This is a genomic window from Pseudomonas sp. MWU12-2319 (assembly GCF_023242525.1).
Classification (GTDB): Bacteria; Pseudomonadota; Gammaproteobacteria; order Pseudomonadales; family Pseudomonadaceae; genus Aquipseudomonas; species Aquipseudomonas gingeri_D.
In genome coordinates, this window is the sequence record NZ_JALJES010000002.1 from 167,224 (window position 1) to 181,433 (window position 14,210).

8 protein-coding genes are annotated in these 14,210 nt (G+C 62.1%); 5 read left to right on the forward strand and 3 right to left on the reverse strand.

All coding sequences use genetic code 11. The features are described from left to right. Nucleotides 1–15: 15 nt before the first annotated feature. On the reverse strand, nucleotides 16–582 hold the full coding sequence (locus M5C01_RS03465; protein ID WP_152737319.1) for a CsiV family protein: 567 nt from the start codon (nucleotides 580–582) through the stop codon (nucleotides 16–18). A gap of 10 nt (nucleotides 583–592) precedes the next feature. Then, nucleotides 593–4,042, reverse strand: a complete 3,450-nt coding sequence (mfd, locus tag M5C01_RS03470; protein WP_103496735.1) for a transcription-repair coupling factor — start codon at nucleotides 4,040–4,042, stop codon at nucleotides 593–595. 351 nt (nucleotides 4,043–4,393) lie between these two features. Here mfd and M5C01_RS03475 point away from each other — a divergent pair, with 351 nt between their 5' ends. The 5 genes from M5C01_RS03475 to M5C01_RS03495 all read left to right on the forward strand — a co-directional run bounded on the left by M5C01_RS03475 (nucleotide 4,394) and on the right by M5C01_RS03495 (nucleotide 12,631). Next, nucleotides 4,394–5,857, forward strand: a complete 1,464-nt coding sequence (locus M5C01_RS03475; protein ID WP_103496736.1) for a glyceraldehyde-3-phosphate dehydrogenase — start codon at nucleotides 4,394–4,396, stop codon at nucleotides 5,855–5,857. Nucleotides 5,858–6,535: 678 nt separating this feature from the next. Beyond that, nucleotides 6,536–7,747 carry a hypothetical protein gene (locus M5C01_RS03480; protein WP_152737320.1) on the forward strand — a complete coding sequence of 404 codons (1,212 nt, stop codon included), beginning with the start codon at nucleotides 6,536–6,538 and terminating at the stop codon, nucleotides 7,745–7,747. Next, nucleotides 7,744–8,997, forward strand: a complete 1,254-nt coding sequence (locus tag M5C01_RS03485) for a hypothetical protein (protein ID WP_152737321.1) — start codon at nucleotides 7,744–7,746, stop codon at nucleotides 8,995–8,997. The genes M5C01_RS03480 and M5C01_RS03485 overlap by 4 nt, the downstream gene beginning before the upstream one ends. Before the next feature lies 1 nt (nucleotide 8,998). Continuing rightward, nucleotides 8,999–11,146, forward strand: a complete 2,148-nt coding sequence (locus M5C01_RS03490; RefSeq protein ID WP_152737322.1) for a glycosyltransferase family 2 protein — start codon at nucleotides 8,999–9,001, stop codon at nucleotides 11,144–11,146. A gap of 12 nt (nucleotides 11,147–11,158) precedes the next feature. Further along, nucleotides 11,159–12,631: an efflux transporter outer membrane subunit gene (locus tag M5C01_RS03495; protein WP_152737323.1), complete on the forward strand. Its 1,473-nt coding sequence runs from the start codon at nucleotides 11,159–11,161 to the stop codon at nucleotides 12,629–12,631. Nucleotides 12,632–12,737: 106 nt separating this feature from the next. On the opposite strand, the gene M5C01_RS03500 is transcribed toward M5C01_RS03495, so the two are convergent. After that, nucleotides 12,738–14,036: an MFS transporter gene (locus M5C01_RS03500; protein WP_152737324.1), complete on the reverse strand. Its 1,299-nt coding sequence runs from the start codon at nucleotides 14,034–14,036 to the stop codon at nucleotides 12,738–12,740. Between the last annotated feature and the right edge of the window lie 174 nt (nucleotides 14,037–14,210).

Sequence of the window (14,210 nt, forward strand, 5' to 3'; positions counted from 1 at the left end):
GAGGGCATCGGACGTTCACTGGTCGAGATTCTGTGACGGCGCTTCGCGTTTCGATGCGGCGAGTGAGGTCACCTTGAGCAGCAGGGCGAGGTGGCCGGCATCGAGGAAGTTGAGTTGACCGTTCTTGGTCTGGCTGGTCTGGTTCAGGCGTTCGCTGGCACTGACCACGCCGTTGCTGTCGAACTGGTTGACCCAGAACTGTGCCTGCACGTCGGTGAAGCGCTTGAGGGTCAGGCTCAGCGTACCTTCTACCGGGAACTGGCCGAACTGTTCCTGGCCTTCGGTGATCGAGACCAGGCTCGGCTGGTCGCTCAGGGGTTGCTGCCAGGCCTTGTGCAGCAGCACCTCGTAGTTGCCGCTGGCGCCGAGCTTGGCGGTCATCTCATTGAGGCTGGGGGTGCGCTCCTGGTCGGCGGTGACCGGTTTGGCACCCTTGGCCCAATCCTCGGGCGCCGGTTGGCTCTGGAAGGGTTGCTCCAGGTTCTGCCGGATCAGGATCATTTCGATCTGATACAACTCGTCGGCCAACGCCGCCGGGGCGATCAGGACCAACAACAAGGCCAGCGAGGGTATCAGGCGCATACGGCGTCCTTCAGGCAGTTTTCGGGGTGAGGCGTTCGAACAGCGCCTCCAGTGTATTAAAGCGTTCTTCAGCACGTTCCATCGGTACCATGAACTTGAACAGGGTGGCACCTTCGAACTTGTAGCGGTTGGGCTGGCCCTGGATCAACTTGATCAGCGACAGCGGATCGACCGGGGTGTCCGCGGCGAACTCGATGCGCCCACCTTGCGGACCGCCATCGACCTTCTTGATACCCAACTGCTCGGCCTGCAGTTTGAGCAGCGTCAGGCGCACCAGGTTCTTGGTCGGTTCCGGCAACAGGCCGAAACGGTCGATCATCTCCACCTGCAGGTCCTTGAGACCCTCTTCGTCGGTCGCCGAGGCGATGCGTTTGTAGAGGATCAGTCGTGCATGCACGTCCGGCAGGTAGTCTTCGGGGATCAGTGCCGGCAGGCGCAGGTTGATTTCCGGACCACCGCCCAGGGGCTGGTCGAGGTTGGGTTGTTCGCCCTTGCGAATGGCCTTGACCGCACGTTCGAGCATTTCCATGTACAGGGTGAAGCCTACCGCCTGGATCTGCCCGCTCTGACCGTCGCCCAGCAGTTCGCCGGCGCCACGGATTTCCAGGTCATTGGTGGCGAGCACGAAGCCGGCCCCGAGGTCCTGGGTATTGGCGATGGCCTCCAGGCGTTTTTCCGCGTCGGAAGTGATCTGCTGGCGACCCGGGGTCAGCAGGTAGGCATAGGCCTGGTGGTGACTGCGTCCGACCCGGCCGCGCAGCTGGTGCAACTGGGCCAGGCCGAACTTGTCGGCACGCTCGATGATAATGGTGTTGGCGCTCGGCACGTCGATGCCGGTCTCGATGATGGTCGAGGCGATCAGCACGTTGAAGCGCTTGTGGTAGAAGTCGCTCATCACCTGTTCGAGATCGCGTTCGCGCATCTGCCCGTGGCCGATGCCGATGCGCGCTTCCGGCACCAGTTCGGCGAGGTCGGCGGCGCATTTCTCGATGGTCTTCACATCGTTGTGCAGGTAGTAGACCTGGCCGCCGCGCAGCAATTCGCGCAGCAGGGCTTCCTTGACCGTGCTCTTGTTCTGCTCCATGACGAAGGTGCGCACCGACAACCGGCGCGCCGGCGGGGTGGCGATGATCGACAGGTCGCGCATGCCCGATACCGCCATGTTCAGCGTGCGCGGGATCGGCGTGGCGGTCAGGGTGAGGATGTCGACTTCGCTGCGCAGGGCCTTGAGCTGTTCTTTCTGGCGCACGCCGAAACGGTGTTCTTCGTCGATGATCACCAGGCCCAGGTTCTTGATCTTCACATCGTCCTGCAGCAGCTTGTGGGTGCCGATGACGATATCGATCTTGCCTTCGGCGAGGTCGGCCACCGCGGCGTTCACTTCCTTGGCGGACTTGAAGCGGCTCATCACTTCCACGCTCACCGGCCAGTCGGCGAAGCGATCGCGGAAGCTGTTGTAGTGCTGCTGGGCGAGCAGGGTGGTGGGCACCAGGATCGCCACCTGCTTGCCGCCGTGCACGGCGATAAACGCCGCGCGCATGGCCACTTCGGTCTTGCCGAAGCCGACGTCGCCGCAGACCAGGCGGTCCATCGGCTTGGGCGCGAGCATATCGGCGCGCACGGCGTCGATGGTGGTCTGCTGGTCCGGGGTTTCCTCGAACGGGAAGCCGGCGCTGAAGGTGGCGTAGTCGGCTTTCGGGTCGGCGAACGCATAACCTTCGCGGGCGGCGCGGCGGGCATAGATGTCGAGCAGTTCGGCGGCGACGTCACGGACCTGTTCGGCGGCCTTGCGCTTGGCTTTCTGCCAGGTTTCCGAGCCCAGCCGGTGCAGCGGGGCGAGGGCGTCGTCGCTGCCGGTGTAGCGGGCGATCAGGTGCAGGTTGGCCACCGGCACATAGAGCTTGGCGCCCTCGGCGTAGGCCAGGGTGAGGAACTCGGCGACCTGGTTGTCGATCTCCAGGGTCGCCAGGCCCAGGTAGCGGCCGACACCGTGGTCGATATGCACCACCGGTGCGCCTTCGCGCAGCTCGGTGAGGTTCTTGATCACTGCGTCGTTGTTGGCGTCGGCGCGTTTTTCCCGACGCCGGCGCTGCATCACGCGCTGGCCGAACAACGGGCTTTCGGCAATCAGCGCCAGGGCCGGATCGTCCAGCACCAGGCCTTCGTCCAGCGGCGCGATGGTGATTGCCAGGCGATCCTTGCCGGCGGCGAAGTCCGGCCAACTGTCGACGGTCTTCGGCCGCAGTTTCAGGCGTTCGAGCAGTTCCAGCAGGACTTCCCGGCGCCCGGCGGATTCGGCGGTGAACAGCACCCGGCCAGGGAACTCGTCGAGGAACGCGGAGAGGGCCGCCAGCGGCTGGTTGGCCTTGGCCTCGATCGCCAGGTTCGGCAGTTCACGGGCGGCGAAGCGTTCACGGCCGATGCCGGTTTCCACGTCCTGCTGGCTGGCGACCACCCGCGGCCAGCTTTTCAGGCGGGCGAAGCAGTCTTCCACCGGGAGGAACAGCTCGGCCGGTGGCAGCAGTGGCCGGGTCGGGTCGACGCGACGCTCCTCGTAGCGGTTGCGCACATCGTTCCAGAAGTTTTCCGCCGCCTGCTCGATGCCCGGCAGGGAGAACACCTGGGTGTCCTGGGGCAGGTAGTCGAACAGGGTCGAGGTTTCCTCGAAGAACAGCGGCAGGTAGTACTCGATACCGGCGGGGGTGATCCCGCTGTTCAGGTCTTGGAAGATCGGGCAACGGCGGAAGTCGACATCGAAGCGTTCGCGAAAGCGCGCCTTGAAGCGGGTGACCGCTTCTTTCTGCAGTGGAAACTCCTTGGCCGGCAGCAGGCGCACCGAATCGACCTTGTCGATGGAGCGCTGGTTTTCCGGGTCGAAGGTGCGCAGCGTCTCGATCTCGTCGTCGAACAGGTCGATGCGGTACGGCAGTTTGCTGCCCATCGGGAACAGGTCGATCAGGGCGCCACGCACGGCGAACTCGCCATGCTCGTAGACCGTGTCGACGCAACGGTAACCGGTGGCCTCCAGCCGCGTACGCATCTGCTCCACATCGAGCTTCTGGCCGATATCCAGCACCAGGCTGCTGCCCAGCAGGAACTTGGTCGGCGCCAGGCGGTGCAGGGCGGTGGTGATCGGCACCACCAGTACGCCATGGACCAGCTCCGGCAGCCGATAAAGGCTGGCAATGCGCTGGGAGATGATGTCCTGGTGCGGCGAAAACAGATCGTAGGGCAGGGTTTCCCAGTCCGGGAAATGCAGCACCGGCAAGTCCGGGGCGAAGAAACTCAGCTCCTGTTCGAGCCGTTCGGCACTTTGGCTGTCGGCGGTCAGCAGCAGGGTGAAGCGCTTGGCAGCGCTGGCAGCCTCGGCAATGGCCAGGCTCAGGGCGGCACCGGGGAGATTGCCCCAGTGCTGTTTACCTGCCGCGGCAGGGAGAAGCGGTAGACGCAGAACGGGCACGGAAGGTTGAGCTCCAAGCGTTGCGACAAAGTCGGTAATTGTAACGGTCCCGGGTGCCGCCTGTCAGTTGCAGACTGTTTCTATTACGCATTGAGGGAAATGTAGTGGCTAAGACAAGAAATAGCGCTTTTCGACCCATTATGTAGTGCCGTATCGGGCGTATGTTTTGGAGGGTTACGGACAAGTCGCCCATGAGCACTCATTTTGTGCCCTGCTGCAAGCCGCGTATTTACTGGGCTGGCGCGGGGTGCGTTTTTTTCAAAAGGGTTTTTGTTGCTGGATGCACGACAGGCGCGCATTGCTCGCAGGGCCACTCGGCGGCATAATGTAGCCCCTTTTTTCAGCCCCTACATGTGGAAGGTTCCCGTGACTCAGAAGCCCGACCAGTGTCTTGGTGAGTGGATTGATCGTGAAGCGCTTGCAGAAGCGATGATCCCGCTTATCGGTCAGCTCTACCGCAATAACAATGTGGTGAGTTCGATCTATGGCCGCAGCCTGATCAACCAGTCTGTCATCGCGATTCTCAAGGCTCACCGCTTTGCTCGCCATCGTCAGAGTGATGATGTCGAACTGTCCGTCCACGAGACTTTCCCGCTGCTCAAGGCGATGAGCGAGCTCAAGCTGGGTGCCGCTTCGGTGGACCTGGGCAAGCTGGCCGTGAAATTCAAGACGCAAGGCAATGGCCGTAGCGCCGAACAGTTCGTTCGCGAAGAACTGGCCGATGTGGTTGGCCAGCAAAGCGCTGGCGGTCGCAAGGGCACTGATGTGGTGCTGTACGGTTTCGGTCGTATCGGTCGCCTGCTGGCCCGTATCCTGATCGAGAAAACCGGTGGCGGCGACGGCCTGCGTCTGCGTGCCATCGTGGTGCGCAAGGGCGCCGAGAACGACCTGACCAAGCGCGCCAGCCTGTTGCGTCGCGATTCGGTGCACGGTTCCTTCAACGGCACCATCACCATTGACGAAGAAAACAACACCATCACCGCCAACGGTAACCTGATCCAGGTCATCTACGCGAAGAACCCGACCGAGGTGGACTACACCCAGTACGGCATCAAGAACGCCCTGCTGGTGGACAACACCGGTGTATGGCGTGACGCCGAGGGCCTGGGCCAGCACCTGGCCTGCCCGGGGATCGACCGCGTTGTCCTGACCGCACCGGGCAAGGGCAAGCTGAAGAACATCGTGCATGGCATCAACCATGGCGAAATCACCGCCGACGACAAGATCGTTTCCGCGGCGTCCTGCACCACCAACGCCATCGTGCCGGTGCTCAAGGCCGTCAACGACAAGTTCGGCATCGTCAACGGTCACGTTGAAACGGTTCACTCGTACACCAACGACCAGAACCTGATCGACAACTTCCACAAGGGCGATCGCCGTGGCCGTAGCGCCGCGCTGAACATGGTGATCACCGAGACCGGTGCCGCCACCGCTGCCGCCAAGGCCTTGCCTGAACTGGCCGGCAAATTGACCGGTAACGCGATCCGTGTGCCGACGCCAAACGTGTCGATGGCCATTCTCAACCTGAACCTTGAGAAAGCCACCACTCGCGAAGAGATGAACGAGTACCTGCGCTACATGGCGCTGCACTCGGATCTGCACAAGCAGATCGATTTCGTCAATTCCCAGGAAGTGGTCTCCACCGACTTCGTCGGTTCGCGCCACGCCGGTGTGGTCGACGCTGAAGCGACCATCTGCAACGATAACCGTGTTGTCCTGTACGTCTGGTACGACAACGAATTCGGTTACAGCTGCCAGGTGGTTCGCGTGATGGAAGACATGGCCGGGGTCAACCCGCCTGCGTTCCCGCGCTAAGCAATAGCCGCACATCAAAACGCCCCGACTTGTCGGGGCGTTTTCATTGGGGCCTGAGTGACGGATTTATAACAGGTGTTGTTTCGATGCTTTGAGCGGGGCGCTGTTGTTATATCGCTTTCATCTGGTAGGTTGTTTTGCTGAAATCATATCAATATAGAGGTGTTTTTCATTTTGTTTTTCCAGGCAATTAAAATACTAGAGAAAATAATTGGTTGCTGATCATTGGGTGGGGGGCGTCCATTTAATGGATCCCATTTACGGGGTGCTACATAATTGGCGTCATCAAGTTTCCGATGTTCGGGCGCTTGACACTGGGAAAAACTGAACTTAGTGTCGCCACTGACAACGCCCAAACTATTCCAAGGGATAGCTATCAAAATGCCTGCGTTTAGCCATCAGGCAAGGGTGGAAGTCGCCAGGTCCCTTTCGGTCATAAACAGGCAACATAAGTAGTGGATAAGTGGTCACTATGAGCGGATGCCAACTTCCAAAAAGACAGGAATATCATTCCTGCTCACAACACTAAGAAACCAACTAAGTCAGGCAGATCAAGTAGTGGCCTGATGATGGGACATCTTTGCTGGTAACACCTGCTTTATGCCTTTCACGATAACGTGCGGCTACTGGCTGCTTGTTGAGAATGAATGTCTTCATGTCCTATCGGGAGAACCTGACATGACCGAAGAGCGCACAAGGCACTTTCCATTGTCCCTGCTACCCCGACTGGTGGGTGTGGGCATCCTGGTCTTTATCCTGTGGCTGTTGTTGTCGACCTTGTTCATGCCGTTGTTATCGACGTCGGCCACGCGGGCCATCCTCAATGCCCCGGTGATTTTGCTGACCACACCCATCGATGGCGTGGTGAGTTCCCTCAACATCAAGTCGGGCACCTCCTTTGTCGAGGGACAGCAACTGGCCGTGGTGGAAAACCCCCGGGCCAATCAAGACACCTTGCTGACCTTGCAAACCCGGCGCTTGAGCCTGGAGCAGGAGTTGTCGTCTTCCCTCAGCCAGTTCGAACATGACCAGCAGTACTACCAGGCGCTGGAGAAAATCAGCCAGCAATACCAGGCGGCTTTCCATACCCGCCAGTTGTTCGGCCAGAAAGCCCTGCGGGCCGAAAATTACGCCGCCAGCGCGCGCTTGAAAGAAGCTCAGGATACGGTGGAGCGCAATCTCGAGTTGTTCCGCCAGGGAGCGGTCAGTAATGCCTTGGTCGACTCGTCGAAAGCCCAGTTGGCCTCGTTGCAGGGCGCCGCGGAGACCGTCAGGTCACAGTTGGGTATCAGCAATGGCGATCTGAGCGCGGCCAACCAGCAGGTCTACCTGGACCCTGACCAGTTGCGCATGTTCGACCTCAGCTCGCATCTGGTCACCTTGAAGCTGAGCCTGGACAACCAGGAGCGCAACCGCTCCACGGTGGAGCAGGAGCTGCAAAAGCTCGACGGCTTGATCGAGGCGGAAAACAGCCGGATCAAACTGATGTCCGGCTATGACGTGGTGGCCTATTCCGCCGGGACGGTCCAGGAGGTGGTGGCGCCCCAAGGTACGCTGGTGCGCGCCGGCTCGACCCTGGTGCGCGCGACCAATTGTGGGGAGAGCTACGTCATCGCGGTCTTTCCCGAGCGGGTGGCGAGCAAAATCGATCGTGACACGGTGCTGAAGGTGAGCATTCGCGGGCTGGAGGAGCCGCTGACGGCCAAGGTCGAGCAACTGCTGTCCCACTCATCCGACCTGCAGCCGGGAACCTACAGCGTGCCTTTCCCCTACGCCGAGCAGAACTCCGTGTATGTGGTCGCCACCTTTGCCGCGAATCTCAGTGACAGGCAACGAAGCATGGTGTGCAAGCCCGGACTCTGGGCTTCCGCCGAGGTCGTGGGGAAATGAGCCGCTGGCGCGGCGTGGCCTGGCTGGTCGGCGCGTGGTTGCTGGGTCTCGGGCAACTGGCCTGGGCGCTGCCAGCCCGGGGGCAACTGGCGGCGGACACCTGTGGCGCATTGGATCAGGCGACACAGGCCTATCCCGGTACCGGTCCGGTGCTGCTGACCAGCTATCCGGCCCTGGATGGACAGCCTCCGGCAATACTGGCGCTGCGCGGGGTGGCCTTCACCTATGACAACGCCCTGGCCAGCATCGCCCTGTTCGCCTGTGGCAAGGCGCAGTCCGCTCGCCGGCTGGCCGATGCCCTGGCGTTCGCCGTGGAACATGACCCCGAGTACGCCGACGGGCGCTTGCGTAATGCCTATGCGGCCGGTCCGATCAAGGGCCAGGCCATAGCGTTGGCGGGGTATTGGAGTACTGAGCGCAATGCCTGGAGCCAGGATGCCTACCAGGTCAGCAGTGCCACCGGCAATCAGGCCTGGGGGGCGCTTGCGCTGCTCGAGGCTTTCCGCCAGACCGCCGAACCGTCTTATCTTGCCGCGGCCCAGCGGGTGCTACGCTGGGTCCGGCAGAACACCTACGACACCCAGATACCCCCGGGCTTCAGCGGCGGCGTCTATGGCTACCTCAACCAGCAGGTCCGGCAAGGCTGGAAGTCCACCGAGCACAATATCGACCTGGTTGCCGCCTGGATCGCGCTCGACCGCCTGACGGCGGACCCGGATGCGCGGCTCCAGGCGCAGGTTGCCCTGGGTTTCGTGCAAAGCCAGTGGGATGACCGTGAGGGGCGCTTTCTGATTGGTACCGGCGAGGATGGGCGAACGTCGGATCGCCTGCGCTCGGGGCTGGACGCGCAGCTCTGGCCGCTGCTGGCGGTTCCCGATCCGCCGCGGGACTGGCGGCGGGTGTTTGCCTTTGTCGATCAAAGCCACCGTTTCGCCGACGGCTACGGCTTCAACCGCAACCCCGACGGCGTCTGGACCGAGGGCACCGCCCAGGCCGCGGCGGTGGCACGTCTGAGTGGTCTGCCCGACCGGGCCCAACCCTTGTGGTCGGTATTGCTGGCGTTGCAGGCCGGCCATGGTTGGCTCTTCGCGACGCCGCAGGCGCAAATCAGTACCGGGCTGGCCATCGGTCCGGATTCGCCGCGCAACGATTTCTTCTACTACCACCTGCCTCATCTGGGCGCCACGGCATGGGCCGCTATTGCGGCCACCGGCGTCAATCCCTTTACCGGCGCCCAGGAGGCGGACTGATATGCAGGTACTGGACTCGTTGCATCTTATGCAAATCAATTTCTGGACCCTGGCCGTGGTCATTCTTTTCAGTTGCCTGACCCGGCGTGAGCAATGGGCTGCCCGAGCCGGTTTTGGTGCGATCACTGCCGTGTTGCTGATCAATTATGCTGCCTGGCGTATCCGCGACACCTTGCCCGACGGGCATGGCGGATTTGCCACGGTATGGGCCTATGCCTTTCTGTTTTTCGAGCTGATGGCCATCGGTTACACGCTGTTTTCCATTATCGTCCTGCTCGGTCGCAGCGATCACCGGGCCAGTGCCGATGCCGGCGAGCGTCGCTTGCGGGCGGCCGGGCGCGACGTGCCGGCGGTGGATGTGTTTATCGCCACCTACAACGAAGGCCTGGAGATCCTGGAGAAAACCATTCTTGCCGCCCAGGCCATCGATTACCCCAACTTCACTGTCTGGGTGCTGGACGATACCCGGCGCGACTGGTTGCGTGACTATTGCGCCGAGGCCGGGGTGCAATATGCCCGGCGTGCGGACAATACCCACGCCAAGGCCGGCAATCTGAACAACGGATTGCGCCAGTCGGCCGCCAGCAGCAATGCGCCGTACATTCTGGTGCTGGACGCCGATTTCGCTGCCCAGCAACCGATCCTGATGCGGATCCTGGGATTGTTCGAGGACCCACGGGTAGGCCTGGTGCAGACACCGCAGTTCTACTACAACCCGGATCCGATCCAGCACAATCTCGGCTCGTCCGATTGCTGGGTGGACGAGCAGCGAGTCTTCTTCGATGTTTTCCAGCCGGCCAAGGATGGCTGGGACGCGGCGTTCTGCGTGGGCACCTCCTTTGTGGTGCGGCGTGACCTGATTACCCGCATCGGCGGTTTTCCCACCGGCTCGGTCTGCGAGGACATCTACACCACCTGCCGCCTGCTGCAACAAGGCTATGTGACCCGCTGGCTCAACGAGCGACTGTCCATCGGTTTGTCGGCCGAGGGGCTGACCGAGTACATCAACCAGCGTGCGCGCTGGTGCCTGGGAACCCTCCAGGTCGCGCTGTTGAAGGAGGGGCCGCTGCGTGGCCGTGGCTACAGTTTCAATGATCGAGTGCACTACCTGCATGGCCTGATGCACTGGTTCTCCAAACCCTTCATCCTGATGCTGCTGGTCTCACCGGTGCTCTACTGGTACTTCGGCATTGCCGGGTTCTATGCCAAGCCCTTGGATTTCCTGGCTTTCGGCATGCCGGCACTGATCGCTTTCTGGGGCTACGGCACCTGGGTCACGGCACGCCGAACCCTGCCGGTGTTCACCGAGGTCACGCAGATCGTCGCGGCCCTGGCGGTCACCGCGACGATTGCCAGTGCAATGATTCGGCCGTTCGGCCGCCCCTTCAAGGTGACCGCCAAGGGGCTCGATCGCACCCGCACCCTGATCCACTGGAAGCTGTTCGGGTTCTTTCTGGCATTGATCCTGTTCTCCCAGGTGGGCGCGTTCACCGCCATTGCCACGGCCGCGGCCTTTGACGGCAACATGCTGTTCAACCTGTGCTGGACCGTGGTCGCATTGATCTACAACCTGGCGACGCTGGTGGCCTGCGTTGACCGGCCGCGGCTGCATGGCGAAGAGCGCTTTCCCATTGATGAAGCCACTGGCTTGAGACTGGGGACGAAAACCTTTGCGGGGCGTCTGGTGGATATTTCGGTCAGCGGGGTGTGCTTGTCTTGTGCCGTTGCCGACTTGATCAAGCCCGGTGTGCGCGGGCACTTATGGATCCCCTCGCTCGGTTGGCTCGCCGTGGAGGTCATGCGCAACCAGGGCAACGATCGTCTGGGGTTGCGTTTTGTCGACCTCGAGGAGGGGCTGCGCCAGCGCCTTATCGCCCGGTTGTTCAGTGATGCCAGCGTCAATGTGGCGAGCAAGGCCGAGCCGGCCATGGCCTTTGGCACCCTGCTGCGCCGTTCGTTGCTGGGGGAGCGTCGTTCGCTGCCGTCGTTCTCCCGGCCATCCGGGGAGCCGTCCCATGACGCGCTACCGAGTTATCGACCGGCTGCGCCGCGATTGCGCAAACAGCCCCTGTCGCGGGTGGCCGGGGCCCGTGGCGGCCTGTGGGATGCCCTGGTTTCACCCTTGCGAGCCTGGTTGGGCCTGCGTTGATAGAGGTGGATCATGAACCGTTGTGTACCTTCGACTTGCCTGATGTCCCTGTTCCTGCTCAGCGCCTGTTCGCTGGATCCGCCCTATGAAAAGCCCGATGCGCCGATCGACCAGCAGTGGCCGGCCAGTTCGGCAGGCGCCTGTTGTACGGCCAGGGAGGCGTTCGATCACGATTGGCATGGGTTTATCGTCGATCCGCGGCTGCGGACCCTGATCGAGCTGGCGCTGGAGAACAATCGCGGCCTGCGCCAGTTCGCCGCCAGCGTGGAAGAAGCCCGGGCCGGTTATGCCGGTGCAGAGTCGGCGTTGTTCCCCTCGATCGGCATCGATACCTATGCCGGGCGCAGCAAGTTACCGCCGCTGGTGCGCACGCCGGGCGGTGGGGACAGTGCGGGCAGTATCGCCAATACCTTTCAGGCGACAGCCGGTTTCACCTCCTACGAACTGGATCTGTTCGGGCGCATACGTAGCCAGAGAAGCGCCGCCGGCGCTCGCTTCGAAGCTTCCGAAGCGGACTATCAGACGGCTCGGCTGGCGCTGATCGGAGAGGTCGCCAGTACCTGGTTGAGCCTCAAGGCCAGCCAGAACCTGCTGGATCTCGCCCAGACCACCTACGAGACCCAGAACCACTACGGGCAGTTGCTGCGCAAGAGCTACAACCTGGGCTCCAGTGCGCAGATCGATGTGCATCAGGCCGATGCGCAAACCAATACCGCGGCGGTGCAGATCAACACCTATCGCATGCAGGTGGCGCAGAACATGAATGCACTGCGGGTACTGGTCGGTCAGCCGGTGCCACCGGCCCTCTTGCCCAGTGGGGTGTTGGGCGAGTCCCTGGCCACCGCCGATGTGCCGGCCGGGCTGCCTTCTTCGCTGATGACCCGACGCCCCGACATCATGGCGGCCGAAGCCTTGCTGCGCGCGGCCAATGCGGATATCGGCGCGGCGCGTAGCGCCTACTTCCCGACCTTTTCCCTGACGTCGGCGCTGGGTAGCCTGAGCGGCGACTTTTCCCGCTTGCTCAGCGCCCCGGCGCAGTTCTGGTCGACCGCCCTGAGCGGCTCCCTGACCCTGATCGATGGCGGTGCCCGACGGGCTCAGGTGGATGGCGCGCATGCACGATTCGATGGCCGGGCCGCGGCCTATGAGGCGACGGTGCAGAATGCCTTTCGCGAAGCGGCCGATGCGCTCAATGCCCGCCAGGAGATGCTCACCCAGGTGGCGGCGCAGAAGCGCCTGGTGGAGGACTACCAGGAGGCCTATCGACAGTCGCGATTGCGTTTCGAGGCGGGGATGGACAGCTACTTCTCGACGATGGATGCCCATCGCTCGCTGTTCGAGGCGCAGCAGAAATGGTCGCAGCTGGAGCTGGCCCGGGAGATCAATCAGGTGAACCTGTACAAGGCCCTGGGAGGGGGGTGGAGCCAGTCGTTGAAGGTTGCCGGTGAGTCGCGTGTGGCCGAACGGTCAAGGCCGGGGCCGTGATGGGCGGGGAGCCCTTGGCAAACCGCCGCGCAACGTCCGTGCTGCGCGCGAGGTGACCAGCAAGCGCCGGCATTGCGGGCGTTTGCTGGCGGGTGAAGGTGTCTGCTCAGCCGCGGCTGGACACAGCCATCTGCGCCGTGCGCAGTTCATGCTTGTTGCCACGGAACAGTACCAGGGTCGCAATCAACCCCAGTATTGCCGCGGCACTGAGCCAGATGCCCGGTGCCGCCTTGTTGTCCAGCACGTGGATCAGATAGGTACAGACCGCCGGGGTAAAGCCGCCGAAGGTCGCCGTCGCCAGGCTGTAGGCCAGGGAGAAACCGGTGGTCCGCACTTCGACCGGCATGATCTCGGTCAGCGCCACCACCATGGCACCGTTGTAGGAGCCATAGAGGAACGACAGCCACAGCAAGGCGATCAGCAGGTGACTGAAGCTTGGCGCCGACACCAGCCAGGACAGCACTGGATACGCGGTGAGGATCGCCAGGATGGTCGCCGCCAGCAGCAACGGTTTGCGCCCGATCTTGTCGGACAGCGCACCCATCACCGGCAGCCAGAAGAAATTCGACAGGCCGACGCAGACGGTCACCAGCAGGGCATCGAAGTCCGACAGGTGCAGCTCTGACTTGCCGAAAGTCGGGGTGTAGGCGGTGATCAGGTAGAAGGACACGGTGGTCATGATCACCAGTGCCGTGCCCGCCAGCACCAGGCCGAAATTCTGACCGATTGAACGCATCACTTCCGACAGGCTCGGACGATGTTTGCGTGCCTGGAACTCAGGTGTTTCTTCCAGCGAGCGACGGATGAGGAAGATTGCCGGAACGATCATGCAGCCCACCAGGAACGGTACGCGCCAGCCCCAGTCACCCATTTGTTCTGGGCTCAGCCAGTGGTTGAGGCCCACACCCAGCAAGCCGGCGAAAACCACCGCGGCCTGTTGGCTGGCGGACTGCCAACTGACGAAAAAGCCCTTGCGGCCCGGGGTCGAGATCTCGGCCAGGTAGACCGAGACGCCGCCCAGTTCCACGCCGGCGGAGAAGCCCTGCAGCAAGCGACCGAGCAGGACCAGCAGCGGTGCCGCAACGCCCAGGGTCGCATAGCCGGGTACGCAGGCAATCAGCACCGTGCCCGCCGCCATCAGCGCCAGGGTGATGATCAGGCCTTGGCGACGGCCATGGCGGTCAATGTAGGCGCCGAGGAAAATTGCACCCAGCGGGCGCATCAGGAAGCCGGCACCAAAGGTGGCGAGCGAGAGCATCAGGGATGCAAATGCGCTGTCGGCAGGAAAGAAGGTTTTAGCGATGGCCGTGGCATAAAAGCCGTAAACCATGAAGTCGAACATCTCAAGGAAATTGCCGCTGACAACGCGAAAAATCGCCTTGCCCTTGCCCGTATTCGAGGCCATGTTATTTACTCTCTTTGTCTGTCTTATAAGCAATCCATCGTCTTTGCTCGTCCTTACTGAACCTTTCAGGCATACGCACGCTGGCAGTACAGTTATGTAACGATATGTGTATTAGAGTCATCAGGCAACAAAAAACCTAGGCTACTGGCTAAGTGGCACAACCCTTGATCTAGA